General features: G+C 70.7%; 19 protein-coding genes. 7 read left to right on the top strand and 12 right to left on the bottom strand.

Going from position 1 to position 26,119, the window contains the following annotated elements:
- Positions 1–159: 159 nt before the first annotated feature.
- From ACFYY1_RS17245 to ACFYY1_RS17220, 6 genes are all read right to left on the bottom strand, one after another.
- Positions 160–3,828 (bottom strand): S8 family serine peptidase, encoded by a 3,669-nt coding sequence (locus ACFYY1_RS17245; protein WP_388586275.1) that lies wholly within the window; start codon positions 3,826–3,828, stop codon positions 160–162.
- Between the two features lie 287 nt (positions 3,829–4,115).
- Positions 4,116–5,270, bottom strand: coding sequence for an XdhC family protein (locus ACFYY1_RS17240; RefSeq protein WP_388585850.1), 1,155 nt, complete (start codon positions 5,268–5,270; stop codon positions 4,116–4,118).
- Positions 5,271–5,359: 89 nt separating this feature from the next.
- A complete protein-coding gene (locus ACFYY1_RS17235; RefSeq protein WP_388585849.1) occupies positions 5,360–6,811 on the bottom strand; it encodes an NCS2 family permease in 1,452 nt (483 codons plus the stop codon).
- A gap of 336 nt (positions 6,812–7,147) precedes the next feature.
- Positions 7,148–9,532 (bottom strand): xanthine dehydrogenase family protein molybdopterin-binding subunit, encoded by a 2,385-nt coding sequence (locus ACFYY1_RS17230; protein WP_388585846.1) that lies wholly within the window; start codon positions 9,530–9,532, stop codon positions 7,148–7,150.
- 2 nt (positions 9,533–9,534) lie between these two features.
- Positions 9,535–10,128, bottom strand: coding sequence for a (2Fe-2S)-binding protein (locus ACFYY1_RS17225; RefSeq protein WP_388585844.1), 594 nt, complete (start codon positions 10,126–10,128; stop codon positions 9,535–9,537).
- Between the two features lie 2 nt (positions 10,129–10,130).
- The gene (locus tag ACFYY1_RS17220; RefSeq protein WP_388585842.1) at positions 10,131–11,021 is read right to left on the bottom strand and encodes an FAD binding domain-containing protein; all 891 of its coding nucleotides are present in this window, start codon (positions 11,019–11,021) and stop codon (positions 10,131–10,133) included.
- A 260-nt stretch (positions 11,022–11,281) separates the two neighbouring features.
- On the opposite strand from ACFYY1_RS17220, the gene ACFYY1_RS17215 reads away from it, so the two are divergent.
- Both ACFYY1_RS17215 and ACFYY1_RS17210 read left to right on the top strand, forming a co-directional pair.
- On the top strand, positions 11,282–13,084 hold the full coding sequence (locus ACFYY1_RS17215) for a PucR family transcriptional regulator (protein WP_388585841.1): 1,803 nt from the start codon (positions 11,282–11,284) through the stop codon (positions 13,082–13,084).
- Positions 13,085–13,246: 162 nt separating this feature from the next.
- A complete protein-coding gene (locus tag ACFYY1_RS17210) occupies positions 13,247–14,032 on the top strand; it encodes a hypothetical protein (protein WP_388585838.1) in 786 nt (261 codons plus the stop codon).
- Between the two features lie 51 nt (positions 14,033–14,083).
- Here the strand turns inward: ACFYY1_RS17210 and ACFYY1_RS17205 are convergent, their stop codons facing one another.
- Positions 14,084–14,833 carry a GntR family transcriptional regulator gene (locus tag ACFYY1_RS17205; RefSeq protein ID WP_388585837.1) on the bottom strand — a complete coding sequence of 250 codons (750 nt, stop codon included), beginning with the start codon at positions 14,831–14,833 and terminating at the stop codon, positions 14,084–14,086.
- Between the two features lie 146 nt (positions 14,834–14,979).
- Between ACFYY1_RS17205 and ACFYY1_RS17200 the strand changes: the two genes are divergently transcribed.
- Positions 14,980–15,828, top strand: coding sequence for a (2Fe-2S)-binding protein (locus tag ACFYY1_RS17200; RefSeq protein ID WP_388585835.1), 849 nt, complete (start codon positions 14,980–14,982; stop codon positions 15,826–15,828).
- 192 nt (positions 15,829–16,020) lie between these two features.
- Positions 16,021–17,094, top strand: coding sequence for a DUF2637 domain-containing protein (locus ACFYY1_RS17195; protein WP_388585833.1), 1,074 nt, complete (start codon positions 16,021–16,023; stop codon positions 17,092–17,094).
- A 37-nt stretch (positions 17,095–17,131) separates the two neighbouring features.
- Here the strand turns inward: ACFYY1_RS17195 and ACFYY1_RS17190 are convergent, their stop codons facing one another.
- Positions 17,132–17,494, bottom strand: a complete 363-nt coding sequence (locus ACFYY1_RS17190; RefSeq protein ID WP_388586272.1) for an ATP-binding protein — start codon at positions 17,492–17,494, stop codon at positions 17,132–17,134.
- Between the two features lie 376 nt (positions 17,495–17,870).
- Here ACFYY1_RS17190 and ACFYY1_RS17185 point away from each other — a divergent pair, with 376 nt between their 5' ends.
- Both ACFYY1_RS17185 and ACFYY1_RS17180 read left to right on the top strand, forming a co-directional pair.
- On the top strand, positions 17,871–18,269 hold the full coding sequence (locus ACFYY1_RS17185; protein ID WP_388585831.1) for a ribonuclease domain-containing protein: 399 nt from the start codon (positions 17,871–17,873) through the stop codon (positions 18,267–18,269).
- Between the two features lie 93 nt (positions 18,270–18,362).
- On the top strand, positions 18,363–18,752 hold the full coding sequence (locus tag ACFYY1_RS17180; protein ID WP_388585829.1) for a barstar family protein: 390 nt from the start codon (positions 18,363–18,365) through the stop codon (positions 18,750–18,752).
- A gap of 98 nt (positions 18,753–18,850) precedes the next feature.
- Here the strand turns inward: ACFYY1_RS17180 and ACFYY1_RS17175 are convergent, their stop codons facing one another.
- Positions 18,851–21,235, bottom strand: a complete 2,385-nt coding sequence (locus tag ACFYY1_RS17175; RefSeq protein ID WP_388585827.1) for a M9 family metallopeptidase — start codon at positions 21,233–21,235, stop codon at positions 18,851–18,853.
- 366 nt (positions 21,236–21,601) lie between these two features.
- Here ACFYY1_RS17175 and ACFYY1_RS17170 point away from each other — a divergent pair, with 366 nt between their 5' ends.
- A complete protein-coding gene (locus ACFYY1_RS17170) occupies positions 21,602–23,086 on the top strand; it encodes an aminopeptidase P family protein (protein ID WP_388585825.1) in 1,485 nt (494 codons plus the stop codon).
- A 208-nt stretch (positions 23,087–23,294) separates the two neighbouring features.
- Here ACFYY1_RS17170 and ACFYY1_RS17165 read toward each other — a convergent pair whose 3' ends face one another.
- From ACFYY1_RS17165 to ACFYY1_RS17155, 3 genes are all read right to left on the bottom strand, one after another.
- Positions 23,295–24,023 (bottom strand): GntR family transcriptional regulator, encoded by a 729-nt coding sequence (locus ACFYY1_RS17165; RefSeq protein ID WP_388585823.1) that lies wholly within the window; start codon positions 24,021–24,023, stop codon positions 23,295–23,297.
- 88 nt (positions 24,024–24,111) lie between these two features.
- The gene (locus tag ACFYY1_RS17160; RefSeq protein WP_388585821.1) at positions 24,112–25,056 is read right to left on the bottom strand and encodes an ornithine cyclodeaminase family protein; all 945 of its coding nucleotides are present in this window, start codon (positions 25,054–25,056) and stop codon (positions 24,112–24,114) included.
- Positions 25,053–26,054 (bottom strand): proline racemase family protein, encoded by a 1,002-nt coding sequence (locus ACFYY1_RS17155; RefSeq protein ID WP_388585819.1) that lies wholly within the window; start codon positions 26,052–26,054, stop codon positions 25,053–25,055. Before ACFYY1_RS17155 ends, ACFYY1_RS17160 begins: the two co-directional genes overlap by 4 nt.
- Positions 26,055–26,119: the final 65 nt, after the last annotated feature.

Below are 26,119 nucleotides of genomic sequence, written 5' to 3'. Positions count from 1 at the left end.
ACCTCCGCCGCCCCCAAAAATACCACAACCACCCCCAAAACCACCCAAATAACACCTAAAAAAATAATATTTTTTCCCCCCCCGCCCCCCCGGCGGGGGGGGGGGGGGGCCCGCGGGGGGGGGCGCCCCCCCCCCGCCTCAAGAGCAGAGCTCAGCAGGTCACTTCAGGCCGAAGGCCCGGGTGATCTCCTGGTCGATGCCCAGCCCGTCGGCCGCCTCGGCGTGCGCCTTCAGCGAGACGAACGAGCCGGCCTTCTCCGGGGTCTTGAACCGGGCGGTCCAGGAACCGGCCGCGTCCTTGCGGAGCTGCACCGCCTCCCAGCTCTCCCCGTCGTCGTAGCTGACCGACAGCGAGGCCCCGGTGGCCTTGACCGCCCCGTCCAGCCACTCCTGCGTACCGGAGGAGAGCCCGACCTCGGTCCACTGACCGGCCTTGACGTCACCGGCGAGGTCGGTGCTCACCCGGTAGTCCAGCTGGAGCATCGGGATGTCGGCCTGGAACGGACCGTTCTCGTCCATGGCACCCGAGACGAAGTTCCACTCGGTGTGAGTGCGGGTGGACGTCCGCCACTTGTCGGTGTCCCGGGCGGAGTCGAGCACGAAGCGGTACGGCAGCTTCTCGGCCGAGACGTCCCAGGCGAAGCCCGCCCGGCCCGCGACCTTCTTGATCAGCTTGTCGCCCTGGTAGAAGGCCGTGGTGGTGGTGTCGTACTCGTCGTCGGGCATGGCGCCCGAGTGGCCCGCGCCGGAGTCCGTCCACGGGGTGAAGTTGAACTGGATGTCGTTGTAGACGGAACGGAACGGACCCCAGTAGCCGGTGCCCAGACGCGGGCGGGTGACCGGCGCGAACCATTCGGCCGGGTAGGTGCGGCCCGCCGCGTAGTCGAGTTCGCCGCTGCGCATCTCCTGCGCGGTCCCGCTCCCGTCGGCGTCGAGGACCGAGTGGTTCTCGTACCAGAAGGAGGCGCCCGGAAGCGGGGTGACCCACTCCTCGCGGGTACCGGGGAACTTCTCGTACTCCTCGAAGCCGAGCCCCGGACCGTAGTCCGGGATGTCGTAGCGGTAGCCGCCGCCGAGCACGTCCTGGTGGCCGTAGAAGGTGTTCTTCACCTTCGCCAGTCGGCGCTCCGACGGGGCGAACTCCAGCGAGCGGTCCGGAATGACGCCGTTGTGGCGGTCGACCAGGTCGTACACGTAGCGGGCGAACTTCCGCTGCGTGACCGTCACCTTCGAGCCCTGCCGGGCCGACTCGATCAGCTTCTCGCCCGCGAGGCGCTGGACCGAGGCGACCGGGATCGTGGTCTCGGAGCCGTAGGGGGCGTACCGGTCCATGTCGACGCCGTCGCCGTCGTTGACGACGAAGAGCGCCTTGGCGCCCGCGGCCACCGCGTTGGCGGCCCGGTCCTCGGGAGCGACCGCGTCGCTGCGGCGGATGACGACCGCCTTGCCCTTGACGTCCAGGCCCTTGTAGTCGGCCGCGGCGCCGTTGCCCGCGAAGACGGCGGTGAGCTGCTGCGTGCCGCTCTCCGCGACCGGTGCACCGACCTGCGCGGTCACCGGGACATCACGGCCGCCGGCGGTCAGATCGATCAGCTTCTCACCCTGCCGCCAGCGGGTCAGGAACGAGAAGCTGCCCTGGGTGACCTTCTTGGTGGGGCTCGCCCACAGCTGGTCGTACGTCAACGGGATCTGGTACGCGTCGCGCAGGACGGTGCCGTCCGGTGCGGTACGTGCCATGTCATATCGCAGCTGCCGGGTCTCGGTCTCCTTCGGTGTCCGCGCACTGACCTTGCGGGCCTCGGAGGCGTCGAGAGTGACCGTGGAGGCCTTGTCCAGGATGATCTCGGGCGCCGCGAGGAAGGCGACGGCCTTGGAGTCCGCGCGGTCACCGGCGACGTCGGCGGCCGCCCACGCGGTGTAGTTCCCCGGCGGGAGCCGGAGCGTGTTCTCGCCCGACACCTGGACGACGCCCAGGTTCGGGTCGCCGAGCGCACCGAGGACGACCGGGCCGTCCATCGGCTTGCCCGCGCGGTCACGGAGCTGGAGCGTCAGGTCGTACAGCTCCTGCTCCTTGTTCAGGGCGAAGCCGGTGTGGGCGACGGTGGTGCCCGCCGCGTCCTTGGCGACGACCTGGCCGGAGAACTGGGTGTTGTTCGCGACCTTGGACGGGTCGAGCGACAGCACGGCCTCGGCGGTGGAACCGGCCGGGACGGTGAGCTGCTTCGCCGAGAGGGTGTAGGCGTCGGATTCCGTGTCCGTGGCCAGGTCGAGCGTGACGTCCTTCGTGCCCGTGTTGCGGTAGGTGATGGTCCGCTCGGCGACGGGGTCGGACGGGGAGTGCGGCCAGTCGTACGAGGCGACCGCGACGGAGCCGGTGGCCTCGATCGTGGTGTCGACCGCAGCCTTCACATCGAGTCGGCCGGTGCCCTGCTCGTACGGGGTGTGATCCGACAGCACCTTGGACGAGCTCATCAGCGCGTCCTTGATCCGCTGGCCGGACCAGTCGGGGTGACGCTGCTTCAGAATGGCAGCCGCGCCCGCGACATGCGGGGTCGCCATCGACGTACCGGACATCGACCGGTACATCCCGTCGACGCCGGGGACCGACTGCGAGGCGGCCGCGTTGATGTTCACGCCGGGCGCGGAGAGGTCGGGCTTCAGTCCGTACGAATTGACCAGCGGGCCCATGGAGGAGAAGTCGGCGCGCCTGTCCTGCTTGTCGACGGCGGCGATGGTGAGTGCCTTGTCCGCCGAGCCGGGCGAGCCGATGGTGCCCGCGCCGTACGCGTTGCCCGCGGCGATCACGAACAGCGGACCGCCGTCGGCGGAGAGGGCGTCGACCGCCTGGGACATGGGGTCGGAGCCGTCGTCCGGAATGCTGGAGCCGAGGCTCATGGAGACGACGTCGGCCCCTTCGGCCTTCGCCCACTCCATGGCTTCGATGATGCCGGAGTCGGCGCCGGAGCCCTCGTCGCTGAGCACCTTGCCGATGATCAGGCCGGCGCCCGGGGCGACGCCCTTGTTGACGCCCTCGGAGGCGGCGCCGGAGCCCGCGATCGTGGAGGCGACGTGGGTGCCGTGGCCGTGCCGGTCGACGACCTCCTCGCCCGGCACAAAGCTCCTGGTCTCCAGGATGCGGTCCTTGACGTCCGGGTGCGTCGCGTCGATGCCGGTGTCCAGGACGGCGACCTTGGAGCCCTTGCCGTCGTACCCCTCGGCCCATGCCTGCGGGGCGTTGACCTGCGGCACGGAATCCTTGAGCGCCACCTCCGCCCGGCCGTCGAGCCACAGCTTGGCGATGCCGGCGTCCAGCGAACGGGCCGCCGGGGTGCTGGTTATGGCGTTCCAGAAGGTGCGGGTGGTGTCCTTGTCCGCCTTCAGCGCGGCGCCGTGAATGCTTTCGAGGGTACGGACCTTCTCGGCGCCTCGTGGGGCGGCGGACAGCGAACGGGCCTTGCCCGCCGGGTAGGTGGCGATCATCGGGATGCCGCCCGACCGCTTGTCGTCGTACCCCATCTTCGCGAGCGCGGAGACATTGAACAGCCTGCGGTCCAGCTTCCCGGCCGCGAGCAGCGCGGTGGCCTCGTCGGGCAGTACGTAGATGTCGTCGCCGGCCTGCTGGACGTGCACCCCGCCGACCGCGCCGTCGGGGCGGTCCACGGTGACGGTGTCCTGCTTGCCGGCGCCGTCGGTGTAGTGCACGACATCGCCCGTGAGCAGGGTGATGTCGTACTCCTGGGCGGAGGGCGCCTTGCGGTCGACGGGCCGGGACCCGCCCGGGTCGGCGGCCAGGGCGGAGCCGGCCGCGGGGACCAGTGCACCGCTCACGAGGGCGATGGCGGTCGCCAACAGCAGCGCTCCGCGCCCCGGACGGACAGATCTCGCCCGGCCGGAGGTGGAGGGAGGTGTAGGAGTCATGCTGCTGATCTACCGTCAAAAGCATGGCTACGGCCGAGTTCGAACCTGGCGTGAAGCCGCCGTGGCGGCTATCCGCCCTCAGCGGTCGCGCCCCAAGGGCCGGTCCAGGAGCCGGTTCGGGGCCGGTTCGGGGCCGGTTCCGAGCTTGCTCAGGAGCTGGCTCCGGAACCGGCTCAGGAGCTGGCTCAGGAGCCGGTTCAGGCCACGGAGTCGATCGTTCTGGTGGGCGGCCGCCGGTCGGCCTCGTGGTGGATCGGCGTGTGCGCGCCCTTGAGCGGCACGCCGCTGCCGCCGCGCCGGTCGGCGACGATGTCCGCGGCGATCGACAGCGCGGTCTCCTCGGGGGTGCGCGCTCCGAGATCGAGGCCGATCGGCGAGTGCAGCCTGGCCAGTTCCAGTTCCGTCACACCGACCTCACGCAGCCGGTCGTTGCGTTCCAGATGGGTGCGGCGCGAGCCCATCGCCCCGACGTAGGCGACCGGCAGCTTCAACGCCAGTTCCAGCAGCGGGACATCGAACTTGGCGTCATGGGTGAGGACGCACAGGACGGTGCGGGCGTCGACCTCGGTAGCCGCGAGATAGCGGTGCGGCCAGTCGACGACCAGTTCGTCGGCCTCGGGGAAGCGGGCCTTCGTGGCGAAGACCGGGCGGGCGTCGCACAATGTCACGTGGTACCCGAGGAACTTGCCTGCCCGGACCAGTGCCGAGGCGAAGTCGATGGCCCCGAAGACGATCATCCGGGGCGGCGGGACGCTCGATTCGACGAGCAGTGTCAGCGGCTGCCCGCAGCGAGAGCCGTCGGCGCCGATGGTGACGGAGCCGGTGCGGCCCGCGTCCAGCATCGCGCGGGCATCGGCCGCGGCGGTGCGGTCCAGCTCGGGGTGTCCGCCGAGCCCACCCTCGTACGAGCCGTCGGGGTGGACGAGCAGGGGGCGGCCGAGGAGTTCCGCCGGCCCGTCGGTGATCCTGGCGAGCGCCGCCGCCGTCCCCCGTGCGGCGGCGGCGAGCGCGGCGGCGAACACCGCCCGTGCGGGGTCGTCCGCACGGACCGGTGTCACCAGGATGTCGAGGACGCCGCCGCAGGTCAGTCCGACCGCGAAGGCGTCCTCGTCGCTGTAGCCGAACCGTTCGCGCACCGCGGCGCCGTCGTCCATCGCCTGCTCGCACAGTTCGTAGACGGCGCCCTCCACACACCCGCCGGAGACCGAACCGATCGCCGTGCCGTCGCGGTCGACGGCGAGCGCGGCTCCGGGCTGCCGGGGCGCGCTGCCGCCGACCGCCACGACGGTGGCCACGGCGAATTCGCGTCCCTGCCCGACCCACCGGTTGAGCTCCTCGGCGATGTCCAGCATGGCGATTCTCCTTCGACGGGTGTGCGGAGGGGGAGGGGCGGAGGAGCGGAGGGACAGCGGGACCGGCCCGGTGCGGACCGGCTCCCGTTCTACTTGGCGCCGATCCAGCTCTCGATCGGGCTGAGCGCGAAGTACACGACGAACACTGCGGTCAGTACCCACATGAAGACGCCCACCTCGCGGAACTTGCCCTGCGCCGCCTTGATCGCGGCGAAGGAGATCACTCCGGCGCCGACACCGGCGGTGATGGAGTAGGTGAACGGCATCAGTGCCACGGTCAGGAAGACCGGCACGGCGACGGCGCGGTCGCTCCAGTCGACGTGGCGGGCGTTCTGCATCATCATCGCGCCGATGACGACCAGTGCGGCGGCGGCGATCGGCCCCGGCACGATCTGGGCGAGCGGGGTGAAGAACAGTCCGGCCGCGAAGAGCAGACCGGTGACCACGGAGGACAGCCCGGTGCGGGCGCCCTCGCCGACGCCGGTCGCCGACTCGATGAAGACGGTCTGCCCGGACGCCCCGGAGACGCCGCCGATCGCGCCGCCCGCACCGTCGATGAACAGTGCCTTGGACAGGCCCGGCATCCGGCCCTTGCTGTCGGCGAGCCCGGCCTCGGTGCCGACGCCGATGATGGTCGCCATCGCGTCGAAGAAGCCGGCCAGCACCAGGGTGAAGACGATCATTCCCACGGTCATGGCGCCGATCTCGCCCCAGCCGCCGAACTCGACATGGCCGAAGAGCCCGAAGTCGGGCATCGAGACCGCGCTGCCCTGCAGTTCGGGTGCGCTGCCGCCCCATGCCTTGGGGCTGATGTCGGTGACCGCGTTGACGATGACGGCGAGGACCGTGCCGACGACGATGCCGATCAGGATCGCGCCGGGCACATTGCGGGCCTGGAGCATGAAGATGAGCAGCAGGGTGACGCAGAAGAGCAGTACGGGCCAGCCGGCGAGCTGTCCGTCGGTGCCGAGTGTGACGGGGGCGCCCTTGCCGACGAAGCCGGCGTTGACCAGGCCGATCAGCGCGATGAACATGCCGATGCCGATGGTGATGCCGTGTTTCAGGGCCAGCGGTATCGCGTTCATGATGATCTCGCGCAGCCCGGTGACGACCAGCAGCACGATCACGGCGCCGTACATCACACACATGCCCATGGCCTGCGGCCAGGTCATGTGGGGTGCCACCTGGGTGGCGAGCACGCCGGAGACGGAGAGTCCCGCGGCGAGGGCGAGGGGCACCTTGCCGATGAATCCCATCAGCAGGGTCGAGACGGCGGCGGCCAGGGCGGTCGCCGTGATCAGCGCGGCGTGGCTGAGCCGGTGCTCCGAAGCGTCCGGCCCGGACAGCAGGAGCGGGTTGAGCAGAAGGATGTAACACATCGACATGAACGTGGTGATGCCGCCGCGCACTTCGCGTGCGACGGTGGAGCCACGGTCGGAGATGTGGAAGTACCGGTCGAGCCAGGATCTTCCGGCGGGGACGCGCGAGCCTGAGCCCGCGTCCTCCGCACCGGTCCTGGGCTCCACTGACTGCTGGGTCATGATGCCTGACTCCCAAGGTTCATAGGGGCACCCGCGATGAAGAGTCGAAATGCGGGATTTGGGATGACTGCGCGGGCGGCACGACCCGGGGGACGGCCCGAGACGAACTGTTCATGCAGAGTGGAATGTGACGTGTGACGTGGTACTGCGATCCGACGTGCTGCAGCGGTGTGCTGCGTACTGCGGTACAGCGGTGCTGCGGTGCTGCAACGGTGTACCGCGGTACTGCCGTACTGCTGTGCTGCAGTGCCGGGGGTCTCCGGGCGGTGCGGGCGGCGGAAGTGTGACGTTCCTGGGAGGCACGCACCGCCCGGAGAGTTCTGATGGAGCCGCGGCTCAGCTGCCGGTGAGGTGCTCGGGTCGTACCGGCGTCCGGTTGAGCTCCAGGCCCGTCGCGTTCCGGATCGCCGCGAGGACGGCCGGGGTCGACGACAGGGTGGGGGCCTCACCGACGCCACGGAGCCCGTACGGGGCGTGGTCGTCGGCGAGTTCGAGCACGTCGACGGGGATGGTCGGCGTGTCGAGGATCGTGGGGAGCAGATAGTCCGTGAAGGACGGGTTCCTGACCTTCGCGGTCTTGGGATCGACGACGATCTCCTCCATCACCGCGATGCCCATGCCCTGGATCGTGCCGCCCTGGATCTGGCCGACGACGGAGAGCGGGTTCAGCGCCTTGCCGACGTCCTGGGCGCAGGCCAGTTCGATGACCTTGACCAGGCCGAGTTCGGTGTCGACCTCGACGACCGCGCGGTGGGCGGCGAAGGAGTACTGGACGTGGCCGTTGCCCTGTCCGGTGCGCAGGTCGAACGCCTCGGTGGGCCGGTGGCGCCACTCCAGCTCGATGTCGACCGCCTCGTCCTCCAGCACGTCGACCAGGTCGGCCAGCACCTCGCCGCCGTCGGTGACGACCTTGCCGCCCTCCAGGAGCAGTTCGGCGGTGGCCCAGGCGGGGTGGTACGTACCGAACTTGCGGCGGCCGATCTCCAGGACCTTCTCGCGGACGGCCTCGCAGGAGTGCTTCACGGCGCCGCCGGTGACGTAGGTCTGGCGGGACGCGGAGGTGGAGCCGGCCGAGCCGACCTGGGTGTCGGCCGGGTGGATGGTGACCTGGGAGACGCCGAGTTCGGTACGGGCGATCTGGGCGTGGACGGTGACACCGCCCTGCCCGACCTCCGCCATGGCGGTGTGCACGGTGGCGACCGGTTCGCCGGCGACGACCTCCATGCGCACCCGGGCGGTGGAGTAGTCGTCGAAGCCCTCGGAGAAGCCGACGTTCTTGAGGCCAACCGCGTAGCCGATGCCGCGTACGACGCCTTCGCCGTGGGTGGTGTTGGAGAGCCCGCCGGGCAGGGCCCGTACGTCGGCCTGTTCGCCGGCCACCTCCCACTGGCGCTCGGGCGGCAGCGGCATGTCCTTGACCCGGCGCAGCAGTTCGGCGACCGGTGCGGGCGAGTCGACGACCTGTCCGGTCGGCAGGAGGGTGCCCTGCTCCATGGCGTTGAGCTGCCTGAACTCGACCGGTTCCATGCCCAGTTCGGCGGCGAGCTTGTCCATCTGGGCCTCGTAGGCGAAGCATGCCTGCACCGCGCCGAAGCCGCGCATGGCGCCGCACGGCGGGTTGTTGGTGTAGAGCGCGATGGCCTCGATGTCGACGTCGTCGATGACGTACGGGCCGACGGAGAGCGAGGAGGCGTTGCCGACGACGGCCGGGGAGGCGGACGCGTAGGCGCCGCCGTCCAGCACGATGCGACATTTCATATGTGTCAGCTTGCCGTCGCGGGTGGCGCCGTGCTCGTACCAGAGCTTCGCCGGGTGCCGGTGGACATGGCCGAAGAAGGACTCGAAACGGTTGTAGACGATCTTGACCGGCTTGCCGGTGCGCAGGGCGAGCAGGCAGGCGTGGATCTGCATCGACAGGTCCTCGCGGCCGCCGAAGGCCCCGCCGACGCCGGAGAGCGTCATGCGGACCTTGTCCTCGGGCAGGCCCAGGACCGGGGCGATCTGGCGCAGGTCGGAGTGGAGCCACTGGGTGGCGACGTACAGGTCGACGCCGCCGTCCTCGGCGGGCACGGCCAGACCGGACTCGGGACCGAGGAAGGCCTGGTCCTGCATGCCGAAGACGTACTCGCCGCTCACCACGACATCGGCGCGGGCCGCCGCCGCGTCCGCGTCGCCGCGGACGATGGGCTGGCGGTGGACGATGTTGGGGTGCGGTACGTGCCCGGCGTGGTGGTCGTCGCGGCCCTCGTGGACGAGGATCGCGTCGGGGGCGGTCGCGGACGCCTCGTCGGTGATGACGGGCAGTTCGCGGTACTCGATCCTGATCTTCGCGGCGGCGCGGCGGGCCGTCTCCGGGTGGTCGGCGGCGACGAGCGCCACCGGTTCGCCGTGGTGGCGGACCTTGCCGTGGGCGAGGACGGGGGTGTCCTGGATCTCCAGACCGTAGTTCTTCACCGTGCTCGGCAGGTCGTCGTAGGTCAGTACGGCGTAGACGCCGGACGTGGCGAGTGCCTCCGAGGTGTCGATGGAGACGATCTCGGCGTGCGCGACCGTGGAGCGCAGGGTGTGTCCCCAGAGCATGTCCTCGTGCCACATGTCGGAGGAGTACGCGAACTCTCCGGTGACCTTGAGGATGCCGTCGGGGCGGAGTGTGGACTCGCCGATGCCGCCCTTGGTGCGGGTGCCCTGGTTGATGCTGGTGGGGTTTCCGGTTACGCCCATCGTCAGACCGTTTCTTCCGCGCGGGCGGCCGCGAGGCGGACCGCGTCGAGAATCTTCTCGTAGCCGGTGCAGCGGCAGAGGTTGCCGGAGAGCGCCTCACGGATGTCCGCGTCGGACGGTTCCGGGTTGCGCTCCAGCAACTCGTCGGCGGCGACCAGCAGGCCGGGGGTGCAGAAGCCGCACTGGACGGCTCCGGCGTCGATGAACGCCTGCTGGATCGGGGAGAGCTGACCTGTTTCCCGGCTCTCCTCGCCGGACGGTTCCGCCTTCCACCGCCGGGCCTTGTCGAGCGCCGTGCCGCACACGCCGGGCGCGCAGCCGCTGCCGGGGTGCTGCTCGGAGCGGTGGGCGGCGAAGTCCGCGAGGCCCTCCACCGTGACGACCTCGCGGCCCTCCACCTGCCCGGCCGCGACCAGGCAGGAGCAGACCGGGACACCGTCGAGGCGGACCGTGCAGGAGCCGCACTCGCCCTGCTCGCAGGCGTTCTTCGAGCCGGGCAGGCCCATCCGCTCGCGCAGCACGTAGAGGAGGGATTCGCCCTCCCAGACGTCGTCCGCCTCGTGCCTGCGTCCGTTGACCGTGAAATTGACGCGCATGATCAGGCAGCTCCTTCGGTGCTGCGGCCGTTGCCGCGGTACGACTCCCAGGTCCAGCCGAGGGTCCGGCGGGCCATGATCCCGACCGCGTACCGGCGATAGCTCGCGGTGCCGCGCACGTCGTCGATCGGGTTGCAGGCACCGGCGGCGAGCGCGGCGAACTGCTTGGCGACGGACGGCGTGATGATCTTGCGGCTGTCCCAGAACCCGCCCTCCTCCAGCGCGGCGTTCAGGAACTCCTCGGCCTCCTTCGCCCGTACGGGCGTGGGGGCGGCCGATCCGATTCCGGTGCGCACCGTGCGGGTCTCGGGGTGCAGGGCCAGGCCGAAGGCGCAGACGGCGATGACCATCGCGTTGCGGGTGCCGACCTTGGAGAACTGCTGGGGCCCGTCGGCCTTCTTGATGTGCACGGCCCGGATCAGCTCGTCCGGTGCGAGGGCGTTGCGCTTGACGCCGGTGTAGAAGGCGTCGATCGGGATCATCCTGGTTCCGCGTACGGATTCGGCCTCGACCTCGGCGCCCGCGGCGAGCAGGGCCGGGTGGGCGTCACCGGCGGGCGAGGCGGTGCCCAGGTTGCCGCCGACTCCGCCGCGGTTGCGGATCTGCGGCGAGGCGACGGTGTGCGAGGCGAGCGCCAGACCGGGCAACTCGGCCCGCAGGTGCTCCATGATGTGGCTGTACGGTACGGAGGCGCCGAGCCGTACGTTCTCCTGGCCCACCTCCCACTCGGTCAGCTCTCCGATGCGGTTCAGGTCCAGGAGGTACTCGGGCCGCCGGTGGTCGAAGTTGATCTCGACCATCACATCGGTGCCACCCGCGATGGGCACAGCCGTCGGGTGCTCGGCCTTGGCGGCGAGCGCCTCCTCCCAGCTGGCGGGGCGAAGGAAGTCCATGAGTGGCTCTCTTCTTCTCAATCGGGTCGTTCACTGGGGGCGGGATGCGGCCGGCCCTCGACTGGTCGTTCATGTGTTGTTAACGCGGCGTGGGGCCTAGTACACAAGCCGTGCTCCACCCGGTGCAGTCACCGAAAACATGAAGGAGTTGGCTGGTCGATCTCCTCGTCTTGTAGATTCGAACGAATGGCGGGGAGCGGTGACCTCACCGCAATACCCAGTTTTCACCCGCACCAACGAAAGAGATCGGCGGCGACGAGATGCGGCTGCGCGCACTGCTGGAGACCGACGCGCTGGGCCTGCGGCTGCTCGGCGGCGAGGACGAGCTGGACCGCACGGTCCGCGGCGTGATGACCACCGACCTGCGGGATCCCAGCCGCTATCTGTCGGGCGGCGAGCTGGTCCTCACGGGTCTAGCCTGGCGCCGGGACGCGGCGGACTCGGAGCCGTTCGTCCGGATCCTGGCCGGGGCCGGCGTCGCCGGACTCGCGGCGGGCGAGGCGGAGCTGGGCGATGTCCCCGGCGATCTGGTGGAGGCCTGTGCGCGCCACCGGCTGCCGCTCTTCGCCGTCCATGAGACCGTTGCGTTTGCAACGATCACCGAGCATGTGGTGCGCCAGGTGTCCGGTGAGCGGGCGGGCGATCTGGCGGCGGTGGTGGACCGGCACCGCAGGCTGATGACCTCGGGCCCGGCGGGCGGCGGTCCCGAGGTGGTCCTGGATCTGCTCGGATCCGACCTCGACCTGCACGCCTGGGTGCTCTCCCCCACCGGGCGGCAGATCGCGGGCGCCGGTGAGGCGCCACTGCCCGGACCGGTCGGCGCCGCACTCGCGGGCCGTCATCTGGCCGCCACCCGGACCGGCCGTCGCGCCCCGCACCGGGCCACGGTCGAAGGCACCACGTATTCGCTCTTCCCGATCCGGAACACCGGCCGCGGCGCTCTTCCGGCCTCCCGCGACGTCCGTGAGTCGGTGCTCTCGGACTGGCTGCTCGCGGTCGAGGCGGACGCGAGCGACTGGCCGCCGGCCCGGCTGGACCTGCTCCAGGGCGTCACCCAGTTGATCGCCGTCGAGCGGGACCGGCGCGACGCGGCCCGTACGGTACGCCGCAGGCTCGCCCAGGAGGTCCTGGAGCTGGTCCAGACGGGTGCCCCGCCGGCCGAGATAGCCGCCAGGCTGCGCGTCGCGGCCCCGGTGCTGCTGCCGGGCCTCGGGACGGCCCCGCACTGGCAGGTCGTGGTGGCGCGGGTCGAGTGGGGCGACGCGGAGGGCCGTGCCGCCGCCGGCACCCCGGCGGGCCCCGGATCCTCGGGCCCCTCGGGCTCCTCCGCCTCCTCCGGCTCCTCCGGCTCCTCCGGCTCCTCCGGCTCCGACATCGCGGGCGGCCCGGTCGCCCAGGCGCTGCTGGAGGAGATCCTCGTCGACCCCGCGGTCACCGGCCCCGACACGGCGGACCGGATCGCCGTCGCTCATACGGGCGAGGAGGCCGTCGCCCTCGTACCGCTGCCCGCCGTCGGCGCCCCCGCGCCGGACCGGGACGCCGGTGCGGACACCGCGCACGAGGACCCCGCGCTTCATGCCGATGTGCTGCTCGCCGCCGTCCGCGAACCGCTCTCCGCGGGCCTCGCCGACGACGGGCGGCTGACCCTGGGGGTCAGCGCGGCCGTCCATTCGCCCGAGGGGCTGCGCGGCGCGCTGGAAGAGGCCCGGCACGCCCGCCGGGTGGCGGCGGCCCGCCCCGGCCGGGTCTGCGCGGCCGGCCACCAAGAGCTGGCCTCGCACGTGCTGCTGCTGCCGTTCGTACCGGACGACGTGCGCCGCGCGTTCACCGCACGTCTGCTCGATCCGCTGCGCGACTACGACCGGCGCCACCGCGCGGAGCTGATCCCGACGCTGGAGACGTTCCTGGACTGCGACGGTTCATGGACCCGCTGCGCGGCCCGGCTCCACCTGCACGTCAACACGCTGCGCTACCGGGTCGGACGAATCGAGCAGTTGACGGGGCGTGACCTTTCCCGGCTGGAGGACAAGCTCGATTTCTTCCTCGCCCTGCGTATGAGCTGATTTCCCGGCCCTGTCACGGCTGTTGGCGGCTCCGTTCGTTTGTGAAATCTTTCACCTGAGATTGAACGAACCCTTGGCCCGGCATGCGGATCCGTGCTGAGATGCCGCCAGACTCAACAGCTCGATGGCGCGCTCGGGGAGGGCAATGTGGCGCATACCGCCATGTCTGGTTCCGGAACGACAGCAGATGACGATCCGCCGCTCCAGACAGCGGTATGGCGGCTGCGGTCACGCGCCTGCTGGACGGACGCCGCCGCGCTGCTCGAACCCGGCGCCGACACCGATCCGGCCGCCGCGCTCCAGCGGACCGCCCTGCTGACCGAGCGGTGCCTGTACACCGGAAAGGGCTGGACCGACGCCGAGGACGCCCTGCGCACGGCGGAGGCGCTGGCCCACGACGACGCCGAACGCGGCGCGGCCGCCTGTGAACGCGGCCATCTGGCCTACGCGTCGACACTCCTGGGGGTACGCGACCGGGCCGACGAGGCCAGCGTCGCCCTCAGCCGGGCCGCCGCGCTGCTCGCCCCGTCCGCGCCGGGCCGCCCGCTGCTGGACTTCCGGCGCGGCCTGATCGCGCAGAACATCGCCGATTCGCCGCAGGCCGCCCGTGCCGCGTACCGCAGGGCCCACGCCGGGGCCACCGCCCAGGGGGACGCGCTGCTGCTCTCCTCCACCTGGCGCCACCTCGCCCTGCTGTCCCTGCGCGAGGGCGAAGTGGCGGAGGCGCGGCACGGCTTCGCGGAGTCCCTGCGGATAAGGGAGGAGCTGGGCTACCTGATCGGTACGGCTCCGGCCCTCATCGCCCTCGCGGACTCCGAGCCGGAGCCGGAGCTCGCGACCCGGCTGCGCGCCGAGGCGGGCCGGCTGTTCCGGCTGCTCGGGGGCGTGCCGACGTGGCTGGCCCCGCATCTGGACCCGCCCCCCGCGCAGACGGTCGAGGCCAACTGAGGCCGGGCCCGGCCGGGCGGCCCGGTGGCCCGGCGACCGGCCCCGCACCGGTCAGCCCTCGGCGCCGTTGAAGTGTTCCCGCACGAGCGACTGCACGACGGGCAGATCCTGGGCGATCAGCGCGTCGAGCAGCGCGGTGTGTTCGGCGGCGTCGGCCAGGAGGTCGGCGCGACGGGTGGCGGGGTTGCCCTCCAGCGGCCACTGGGAGCGGCGGTGCAGCTCGTCGGCGACCTGCACCAGCTGCTCGTTCCCGCAGAGCGCGAGGACCGCGCCGTGGAAGGCCCGGTCGGACTCGGCGTAGCTCGCCCGGTCGCCCACGGCCGCGGCGGCCACCGTCGCGTCGGCCAGCGGGCGCAGGGCGCACCAGGCGCCGGCCGGGACGGTACGGGCCAGCCGCAGCATCACGGGCACCTCGATCAGGGCCCGCACCTCGGCCAGCTCGGCGAGCTCGCGCGGGCCTCGCTCGGAGACCCGGAACCCTCGGTTCGGCACGACCTCGACGGCGCCCTCGATGGCCAGCTGCTGCATCGCCTCGCGCACCGGAGTGGCGGAGACCCCGAACCGGGCTCCGAGCGCCGGTGCCGAGTAGACCTGCCCCGGCTCCAGCCGGCCGTCGACCAGCGCGGCGCGCAGCGCCTCCAGGATCTGGCCGCGTACGGAGTGCCGCTGCACGGCCACCCGCGGGGCGGGCGGCTCGCTGTGGGTGTGCTCGCCGCGTGCCTGCTCGGGCACCCGGACGACCGCCGGGGCGGTCGCGGGCACGGCGGTGCCGTACGCCTCACGCGCTCTGCCCTGCTCCACTCGGACCTCCTCGGCCTGCCGTGGGCGCGGCTCGCGAGCGCCATGCCCCTTGTGCACGATAGGCGCAGGAGGCCGCAGTTCAAACATCGATCCGTTCGGGTAAGGTAAGGCTTACCTGCAAACGGTCGCGATTCGGTGGTCCCTGCATGACACTCCCCGCCCTGCTTCCCGGCACCACGGCGTCCGCCGTGACGGACGCGTACGCGCGCCTCGCCGAGGTCTTTCCCGGCCTGCGCGCCCAGGTGCTCGCGGACGACGAGACCGCTCCCGGCGGTGCGGGCTGGGTGGGTGCGGACGAACTCGCGGCGGGCGGCCCGGCACTCGACGCCTTCCTCGACTGGGACCACGCCCAGGTGGTCCGGGACTACGGGCAGGAGGCCCGCCCCGACGTGGTCGCCAGCTTCGGGCTGCACCGCTACGCCTGGCCCGCCTGCCTGCTGGTGACGGTGCCCTGGTTCCTCCACCGGCGGGTGCCCCGGGTCCCCGTCGCGGACGTGGCGTTCCAGCGGGCGCTGGGCCATCTGACCCTCCGGGTGCGGGAGTTCGCCTGCCTGCCGGACGATCCGGCCGCCGCGCTGCCGGGCGCCCGTGTGGTGCCCGACGAGGCCGCGCTGCGGGCCGAGGTGCTCACGGCGGTGGCCGACCACATCGGCCCGGTGCTCGACGGCTTCGGGCCCCGGATGCGGCGCGGCCGGCGCGCGCTGTGGGGCATGGCGACGGACGAGATCGTCGAGGGGCTCTGGTACATCGCCCATCTGCTCGGCGAGGAACGGCGGGCGATGAGCGAGCTGGAGGCGCTGCTGCCGGGCACCACGAAGCCGTACGTCGGCTCCGCGGGCTTCCGCGAACTGACCGGGCCGGACGGCGAGTCGCTGCCCACCCGCGACCGGGCGAGCTGCTGCCTCTTCTACACGCTGCGTCCCGAGGACACCTGCGTCACCTGTCCGCGTACCTGCGATGCCGACCGCGTACGGAAGCTGACGCCCGCCCCCTGATCGACACCACCCGCACGGGCGGTACGAATCGAACACGACTCAGCGGTCACGCAAGGGCATTCGAGCGGATCCCGGTCATCCGGACACCCCGCCAACCCAATGGCGTTCTCTTGCTCCGAAACCCCCCTGTGCGTGTGGGGGTTTCGGCAATCATGGCGCCCGAAATGCCCTACGCAATGCAAGGGACCGCGCATGAGACTGACCGACATATCGCTGAATTGGCTGCTTCCGGGCGCCGTGCTGCTCGTGGGAGTCCTGGCGGCGGTGGCGGTGGTCGCACGCGGCAAGCGCACCGCTGACACATCCGCGGCCGACGACAACTGGGAACGCAGCGAGGAGCGCCGCAGACGCAAGGAGGCCATGTACGCCACCGCCTCGTACATCCTGCTGTTCTGCTGTGCGGCGGTCGCCGCCGCGCTCTCCTTCCACGGGCTGGTCGGCTTCGGCGAGCAGAACCTCGGCCTCTCCGGGGGCTGGGAGTACCTCGTCCCGTTCGGCCTCGACGGGGCGGCCATGTTCTGTTCCGTGCTGGCGGTGCGCGAGGCCAGCCACGGTGACGCGGCGCTCGGCTCGCGGCTGCTCGTGTGGACGTTCGCCGGCGCCGCCGCCTGGTTCAACTGGGTGCACGCGCCGCGCGGGATCGACCACGCGGGCGCCCCGCACTTCTTCGCCGGGATGTCGCTCTCGGCCGCCGTGCTCTTCGACCGGGCGCTGAAGCAGACCCGCCGGGCCGCGTTGCGCGAGCAGGGTCTGGTGCCCCGCCCGCTGCCGCAGATCCGGATCGTACGGTGGCTGCGCGCCCCCCGGGAGACCTTCGGCGCCTGGTCGCTGATGCTGCTGGAAGGCGTACGCACCCTGGACGAGGCGGTCGACGAGGTACGTGAGGACAGGCGGGAGAAGGAGCAGAACCGTCTGCGCAGAAAGGACCAGGAGAAGCTGGACCGGGCCCACATCAAGGCGCTGAACCGGCAGAACCGGGCCTGGCACCGGGTCGGCCGCGGCACCCAGGTGGATGTCCAGGCCCTCCCCGCCACGCCGGGCTCCACGCAGTCCGTCGTGGAGCCCGCCATATCCGAGCCGGGACAACTGCCTCTGCGCCCCCGGCCATCCCTGCAAGCCGTGGCGGGTCCGAGTACCGGCACCTCGGACCGGAGCCCGGATGATCCGGCCACCGTCGACCTCACCGCCGAGGACGACACCCAGGCCCTGCCCCGGCTCGATTCACTGGAGCAGAAACTGAAAGATCTGGAGCAGCAGTTCGGCTGAAGCCGGCGGCCCTGACGGCCCGGTCCCTTCCGGTACGTCAGGGCCTTTCGCCGTCCAGTTCGAACCAGACGACCTTGCCCAGCGCATGGGCGGCGACTCCCCAGGCGTCCGCGAGGCTCCGCACCAGGAACAGGCCCCGGCCATGCGTACCGTCGTCGGCGTCCGGTACGTACGACAGGGGCAGTCCGGACACGAAGTCCCGTACCTCCACCCGCAACTTGGCGGGCGCCACACTCACCGTGACGACCGCCCCGTGCCGGGTGTGGATCAGTGCGTTGGTCACCAGCTCACTGAGCAGGAGCTCCGCCACCTGGGCCGGTTCCTCCTTCCACCGGTAGCGCAGGAACTCCCGTAACGCACATCGGACTTCCCCCACGGACGCCAGATCGGTGTGGGCCAGTCTGCGACGCAGCCGGACCGGCTGCCCGTCCTGCGCCCCCGGCTCGTGCGAGGCCTCGCCGTTCATGGAATCGGCATCTCCCTGACGCTCCATCGTCTCCCCCGCCCGCACAGTGCATCGCCCCCTGCTCATGGTCGGTCGTCCCGTGGAATCCGTTGCTTGTCGAACTCCCCCACGGAACGCGCTCACGGGATGCATGCCCCGCTGACAGGCCGTCACGCTTGTCGACTCATCAATAAGTGAACGGAGAACCGGTCCGGGCCCGCAGACCTCCGGACATCAGTCCGACACATTTCCTACCCCCGGGTTAACTTCCAAAAAATTCACATCGGTTGGCGTTGACGGGACCGTGTCTACGCGCGTCATCATGGGGTCCATGCGAATCCCCCCACGGATCACCACGCTCGGTGGCGCAGCCGCCCTCCTGTCCGTCCTCCTCGTCGGCGGCCCGGTCGCCTCGGCCACCGCCTCGAACCCGTCCACCGACTCGGTGGGCAGCATCTGCTATTCGGCGCTGCCCTCCCAGGCACACGACACCCTCGACCTGATCGATGCCGGCGGTCCGTTCCCGTACGAGCAGGACGGCACCGTCTTCCAGAACCGTGAAGGCGTCCTGCCCGGCCAGAGCACCGGCTACTACCACGAGTACACGGTCGTCACGCCCAACTCCCCGACCCGCGGCGCGCGTCGGATCGTCACCGGCGAGCGGGCCCAGGAGGACTACTACACCAGCGACCACTACGCCACCTTCGACCTGATCGACCAGGGCTGCTGAAGCCCGGTTCCTCCGGACCGATCCGCGCCGTAGCCCCCACCTGCGGCGCGGATCACGGACCGGAGCAGACATACGGACTTGTACGCTCCACCCATGACCGTGACCTATGTGATCGAAGGCTCCCGGGTCACCGGCCTGGAGCAGTTCTGGAAAGAGATCGGCGAGGCCGTGAACGGCCCCGGCGGCTATTTCGGCCGTAACCTCGACGCCCTCGCGGACTGTCTCGGCGGCGGCATGGGCACGCCCGACGACGGCGACTTCGTCTTCGAATGGCGGGATCACACCACCTCCGCTCAGGCCCTGGGCCATGAGGAGACGGCGCGCCGGCTGCGGCAGAGCCTGGACCGGGTGCATCCCACGAACCGGGCGGCGGTCCGGCAACGGCTGGACGAGGCCCTGGCCGGGCGGGGCCCGACGCTCTTCGACCTGATCGTGGAGATCCTGGCGGACGGCACGACGCCCGGCACGCTGCGGCTGTCCTGAACCCGGGGCCGGGTCCGGCGGACGCCGCCCGGGGAACGGCACCGGCCGGTCGAGCGGGGTGACCACTCGACCGGCCGGCACCATGGGGGTCGTAGGGATCAGAACTCGGTGGTGACCTTGGCGCCGTCGAACGCCTCGTTGCCGTAGAGGCTGATGAAGTGGTAGCCCGCTGCCGGGTTGTTGACGGTCAGGGTGTGCTCGTTGCCCGCCCCGACGGACTTGTCGGTGTAGACCTGGGTGGTCGCCCACTCCTTCTCGCTGTAGTAGAGGTCGGCGTCACCCGTGCCGCCGGTGGCGGTGATCTTCAGCTGGGTGGTGCCGGCCGGGATGAGGACGGCCAGGTAGGCGTAGTCGCCCTTGACGGCCTTCAGCCCGCTGCGCATGCAGTTCCGGCCCAGCATCCTGGTGTCGGCGTCCTTGCACTCGGTGATCTCGCCGGGCGGGTTGGTGGACCCGCCGCCGCAGGCACCGGCCGCGCAGGCCGCCAGCCAGGTGTTCCAGTCGGCGTCGTAGCGGCTGCCGATGGTCGACGTGAGCAGGGTGCGGGCGCCGTCCCAGTCGCCCTTGCGGTAGAGACCGAGCAGGGTGTCGACGTCGGAGCGGTGGGATTCCAGCATGTAACGGACGGCCAGGTAGCCCCAGTTGTACACGCGGGTCTGGTCGGCGTTGTCGTAGGTGGTGTCGAACAGGGTGCGCAGGGTGTAGGTGCGGTTCGCGGCCTGGGCGATGGCGGCCTCGTAGTCGAGCTTGCGGTACGAGTAGGAGACGAACTCCGCGAAGCCCTCGACCCACCAGACGGTCGGCGTGGTCATTCCGGCGGCGAAGTCGCCGTACATGTTGAAGCGGCCGTCGAGGTAGTGCGTGTACTCGTGGTTGAGGTTCCAGATCTGGAAGTCGGGGCGGGCCCACTCGGCCTCGTAGGCGATGAACCGGGGCTGGTTGCCCGCGGCCTTGGGGTCGCCCTCCAGGTACATGCCGCCGTTGTTGGTGTCGATGCCGAAGATCACTCCGGCGTAGGTCTGGTAGTCGGTGCTGGAGTCGAAGGCCACGACCTCGATGGTCTTGTTGTTGTCGTCGGCGACCGCGCCGTTGTCCCTGGCCACCTCGTGGAAGTAGGCGTCCTGGTTGCGCAGGCTGGTGCAGCTGGCTTCGAGTTCCTCCGCGGTCATGTCCTGCGCCCGGATGGTGATGCTGTCGCTACAGGTGTGCTTCACCGGCAGAACGGCCTTCTCAAGACGCTCCGCGAGGTCACAGGCGCCGTAGGCCGCGCAGTTGTCCTTGTCGTAGGCATCGACCATCTTGGCCAGATTGACCCAGAGCGAGGCGGTGGGGCCGTCGATGGAGCTCTTGCCCATCAGGTCGATCGCGAGCGGGCTCGCCTTGGCGCGCAGCGAGTCCTCCTTGAGGAAGCGGCCGAGCTCCAGCCCCGCATTGGCGGCCAGGAACGAATTCTTGGTGCCCAGCAGGTCGAGGTGGTTCGCCGCGAAGTCGTGCAGCGAGGTCAGCACGCTGGGGTCGGCCTCGATGGCGCTGATGAACTCGGGCACCTGGTGACCGCGGAACATGACCGTGTACACGCTGTTCACGGCGTTGAGCATGTACCAGGAACTGTTGTACGACTCGTCGTAGTCGGCCAGCATCCGCTTGACGATGTTCAGGTAGCGGGCGTTCTCCTCGGCGCTGTCGACCAGGATGATCGCCTCGGACAGGCTCTCGCCGTTGGCGTCGGTGACGTCGAAGGCGTGCGAGGAACCGAAGAAGCCGTCGAGTGCGCCCTGGATGGCCGTGCGCAGGCGCGGCCCGTACTCCCCGACGGTGTCGGGGTCGTAGTACTGCACGTAGTAGCCGGCCCGGAGGAAGAGGACCAGCTGGGGCATGCCGGTGCTGTCGTCACCCGGGTAGGAGGCCGACGCGCCGCGCATCGCGTCCGCGATGGTGACCATCTGGTCCTCACGGAAGGCGTTGTAGCCGTCCTGGCCCTGGAGACGGAACAGCGTGTTGACGCAGTCGGTGGTCGCCGCCTTGACCTTCTCGACCAGGGCACTTCCGGTGTTGTTGGTGAAATCGGTGGTGTTGCACTCGGCCGCGGCCTTGCCGGACTTGGCGAGGGCCCGCTTCGCGGCCTTCATCGAAGGTGCCAGGTGACTCGGGAGCGAGGTGGCCGGGTCGTCGTAGTCCCGCTTGAGCGCGTCCTTGGACGCGGACAACGGCGGCCGGTCGGCGGCCTTGAGCGACTTGCGTTCCACGTGAGCGGCATCGTCGGCGGGTGCCGTCAGCGACTCGGCGGTGGGGCCGCCGGGGTCCTCGGTCCGGGATTCCGCCCGCTTCTGGGCGGCGTCCGAGGAGTGGGGGGTCGCGGTCGACACGGCGGGGCGTTGTTCGACGGCCTGGCTCGGTGCCGTGAACAGGCCCACGCCCAGGCATGCTGCCAGGACCGCAGTGGACAATCCGGTTATTTTCTGCCGAACCCTCAGGTTCTTCACGTGCCGCCTCCCAGCGGAGTGGTGACCGCGCGACAAGGCGCGGCTGTGGGGGAATGCAAGAGGTCGGTGCCGGACCGGATCTGAAGGTCTGAACTGCACTCACGTCGTGACATGAGCACGGCCGCTTTCCCCTTGCGCGCTGTACAATGGCACATGTCACATGTTGTTTGGAACCCCTCTCGCGCACATTCATCCGCGCGACAACTTCTCGTCGCAGCACGGGATATGACAGGCGGCCCCGAACGCACCGGCCGCCACCACCACCGGCCTTCCCGGCACCGCAGCGTCTCGTCCCGGAAATGCCGGGGTTCCGGCCCCGGCCCCGACCCCCGCCCCGGCCCCCGCACCACAGAGCCCCGAGGAGCAATGCCCGTGTCCCGTTCCTTCTCCGCGCCCCGCAGCGGCAGCGGTAGCCACGATCTGCCGGTGTCACCCGCCCTGGACGCCTTCATGGGCACCGGGTGGGCCAAGTCCCCACTGCCGGCGGACCTTCGTGTCCCCTCCATCGACGCCACCCCCGCCCGCCGGGCCCGGCTGGCCGCCCGCTTCCCCGGCGAGCGCCTGATCATTCCGGCGGGCGCGCTCGCGGTCCGCTCCAACGACACCGACCACCGCTTCCGGCCGCACACCGGCTACGCCTGGCTCACCGGCCTCACCGGCGAGGACCAGGCCGGCCACGTCCTCGTACTCGAACCGGACGGCGACGAGCGGCACGAAGCGGTGCTGTACCTGCGGCCCCGGTCACCCCGCACCGGCCAGGAGTTCTACCGCGACCGCAGGTACGGGGAGTTCTGGGTCGGGCGCAGGCCCGACCTCGCGGAGGCGGCCCGTCTGACCGGCATCCGCTGCGCGCATCTGGACGCCTGGGAGAAGCTGCTGACCGGGCCGCAACCACCGGTCCGGGTGCTGGCCGGCGTGGACCCGACGGTCGACGAACTCCTGCGTTCCTGCCGCGGGTTCCCTCTCGGGCGCTCGGCACCGGCCGGGCTCGAAGCGGTGCTCAGTGAGCTCCGGCTCGTGAAGGACCCCTGGGAGACCGGCCAGTTGCAGCAGGCCGTCGATGCCACGGCGCTCGGCTTCGAGGATGTGGTGCGCAGCCTGCCGCAGGCGCTGCTCCACCCGCGCGGCGAACGCTGGATCGAGGGCGTATTCGATCTCCGGGCCCGGCTGGAGGGAAACGGTCCGGGCTACTCCACGATCGCCGCGGCCGGGGCACACGCCTGCGTACTGCACTGGATCCGCAATGACGGCCCGCTGGAACGCGATCAGTTGCTGCTGCTGGACGCCGGGGTGGAGACCGACTCGCTCTACACGGCCGACATCACCCGCACCCTGCCGCTGTCCGGCCGCTTCTCCCCCGTGCAGCGAACGGTCTACGAGCTGGTGCTCGCCGCACAGGACGCGGGCATCGCGGCGCTGCGTCCGGGGGCGCGGTTCCGTGACTTCCATCTGGCGGCCATGCGGGTCATCGCCGAAGGGCTGCACGAGTGGGGCGTGCTGCCGATGTCCGCGGACGAGGCGCTCGACGCGGACAACGGCCTGTACCGCCGGTACACGCTCTGCAGCAGCGGCCACATGCTCGGCATGGACGTGCACGACTGTGCGCAGGCCCGTGCCGGCACCTATCTGGACGGGCGCCTGGAGCCCGGTCAGGTACTGACGGTGGAACCGGGGCTCTACCTCCAGCCCGACGACGAGACGCTGCCCCGGGCGCTGCGCGGGATCGGGGTGCGGATCGAGGACGACCTCGTGATCACGGCCGACGGCGCCCGCCTCATGTCCTCCGCGCTGCCGCGCACCGTGGCCGGGATCGAGGAGTGGATGGGCTCGCTGCTGGAGTCCCGGGTGTGAGACCCGGGCCGCCGTTCATCGCGCTTCAACGGCCGCCCGGTGGGCGGCCGTTGAAGGCGATGTGGCGAGCCGGCGGTCGAGGTCGTCCGCGGGGGAACGACGAGCGGATAGCGGTGAGCGGTGAGTTGCAGACTGCAAGCGGTGAGCTGCAAGCGGTGAGCTGGAAGCGGTGTGAGCGGTGTGAGCGGTGTGATCTGCAAGCGGTGGATCAGGCCTCGGCGGCCGGCATCCGCACGCTTCTGATCCGATTGCCACCCGCTCCCGTCCCGTTGGGTTCGTCCTCGGCCCAGAGATTCCTGACATGTGACATATGACCCAGCATGCACCGCTCCGCACGCTCCGCGTTGCCCGCGATCAGGAGGTCGAGCAGCTGGGCGTGCTCCTCCGCGGACTGGACCAACAACCCGGATTCGTCGAGCCGGTTGAGCCCGAACAGACGCGACCGCTTGCGCAGATTGCCGACCTCCTCCACCAAGCGGCGGTTTCCCGCCAGGCCGAGCAGTTCGAGATGGAAGCGGCGGTCGGCCTCCAGGTAGCCGAGGATGTCGTGCTCGGCGGCGGCTGCGACGATCGCCTGGGCGAGTGGCCGCAACGCCTCCAGCTCCTTGGTCCTGCCCATCCGGGCGATGCGGCCGATGGTGGGAACCTCGATCATGACCCGCAGCTCGGTGAAGTCGTCGAGGTCCTGTTCGGTCAACTCCGTTATCCGGAAGCCCTTGTTGCGCACCGCTTCGACCAGGCCCTCACGTGCCAGGTCGAGCATCGCCTCGCGGACCGGGGTGGCGGACACCCCGAAGTCGGCGGCGAGCGCGGGAGCGGAGTAGATCATGCCCGGACGGAGCTCCCCTGCGATCAGGGCCGCCCTGAGGGCGTTGGCCACCTGGTCACGCAAGTGCTCCTGCGCGGAGATGGCGTTGAGCGTCGTCAGGCGGGCCATATCTGTTCCTCCAGCACCGTGCGGGGCCTCAGAATACAATGTCACGTTTCCGTCAGGGCCCGTCGCTCAGGAGCTGTGGACAACTCACTCAGAGCACCGAATTCCGGTGCACCGCGGCGGCGACGGCGAGGTCCTCCCAGCCCATTCCGACGCTCTTGAAGAACCGGGGGCCCTCGAAACGGGCCGACGCTTCGCCGGCGGCGCAACCGGTCACCAGCTCGGCGAGGTTGCCGTGGATGTCCTCGGCCCGGAAGGCTCCCTCCGCCATCGGGATCAGCAGATCGCCCGCCTCGGACAGCGCCGCCGACCGTGATTCGACGAAGACGGCGGAACGGGCCACCAGCGCGCTGTCGACCTCCCGGGCATCGGGGGTGTGCGAGCCGACCGCGACGACCGTCGCCCCGTCCGGTACGAGGGCGCCGTCGAACAGCGGAGTGGCGGAGGTCGTGCAGCAGAGCACCAGGTCGGCCGTGGCGACCTCCTTGGCGCCGGGCGCCTGCGCCGTACGGGCGTCCGCGCCGAGTCGACGGGCATGCGCCGCCAGCGCGTCGGCCCGCTGCGGATTGCGGCCGACGACGGTGATCCGTTCGACCCGGCGTTCCGCGAGCACTGCCGCCAGGTGCCCGTACGCCTGGGGGCCCGTCCCGAAGAGCACGAGGTGGCGCACGACGGGCCCGGTGAGGTGGCGGATCGCGAGCACGGACACGGCCGGGGTGCGCAAGGTGGTGAGCGCGGCCCCGTCCAGCAGGGCGAGCGGCAGCAGGGTGGGGGCGTCGAGCAGCAGATAGCTTCCGGTGATCCGGGGCAGCTCGCGCGCCGGGTTGGCCGGGGCCACCCCGGCGATCTTCACGCCGGTCACCTGCTGGGTGGTGGCGGGCATGATCAGCAGCTCCCCGCCGGGCACTGTGACATGGTGCCGGGCGGGGGCCGTCTCCGGATCCAGGCCCCCGCGCAGCGCCGCCTCCAGTGCGTCCACGGCTCCGGTCGGTCCCAGGGACTCGATGTCTTCGGCGCCGAGCAGGGGCAGTTTCACAGCAGGAATCCTTCGGGGAAGGGGTCGGACGGGTTCAGGAAGAATTGTGCGGTACCGGTGATCCAGGCGCGGCCGGTGACGGTGGGGACCACGGCCGGCAGTCCGCCCACGGTGGTCTCCTGGACGAGACGTCCGGTGAACGAGGTGCCGATGAAGGATTCGTTCACGAAGTCGGTGCCCAGGGGGAGTTCACCGCGTGCGTGCAGCTGCGCCATACGGGCCGAGGTGCCGGTCCCGCAGGGCGAGCGGTCGAACCAGCCGGGGTGGATGGCCATCGCGTGCCGGGAGTGGCGGGCGTCGGACCCGGGTGCGATCCACTGCACGTGCTTGAGGCCGTGGATGCCCGGGTCCTCGGGGTGGACGGGCCGGTCGGTGGCGTTGACCGCGTCCATCAGCGCGAGCCCGGCGGCCAGGATGTCGTCCTTGCGCGCCCGGTCGAAGGGCAGTCCGAGGTCGGCGAGGTGAACCATCGCATAGAAGTTCCCGCCGTAGGCGAGGTCGTAGCGCAGCTTCCCGTAGCCGGGTACGTCCACCACCCGGTCGAGCGCGACGCTGAACGCCGGAACGTTGGTGAGGGTCACGGCGGTGGCGGCGCCGTCCTTCACCTGAACGTCGACGCTGACGAGCCCGGCCGGAGTGTCCAGCCGCACGGTGGTGACGGGTTCGGTGACCTCCACCATGCCGGTCTCCACCAGAACGGTCGCCACCCCGATGGTGCCGTGCCCGCACATCGGCAGATAGCCGGAGACCTCTATGAAGAGGACGCCGTAGTCCGCGTCCGGCCGGGTGGGCGGCTGGAGGATCGCGCCGCTCATGGAGGCGTGGCCGCGCGGTTCGTACATGAGCAGGGTGCGTACGGCGTCCCGGTGCTCATGGAAGTAGCTGCGCCGTTCGGCCATCGTCGCACCGGGGATGGTGCCGATGCCTCCGGTGATGACGCGGGTGGGCATGCCCTCGGTGTGTGAGTCGACGGCATGGAAAATGTGACGTGTCTGCAAGGCTCCCCCTTCATTGGTCACGGCGTACACGAAGAAAGCGGAAACGGAACGGAACGGGCTGGGCC

The organism is Streptomyces sp. NPDC001890, assembly GCF_042891445.1.
Lineage (GTDB): Bacteria > Actinomycetota > Actinomycetes > Streptomycetales > Streptomycetaceae > Streptomyces.
This window is presented reverse-complemented; position numbering and strand designations above follow the sequence as displayed.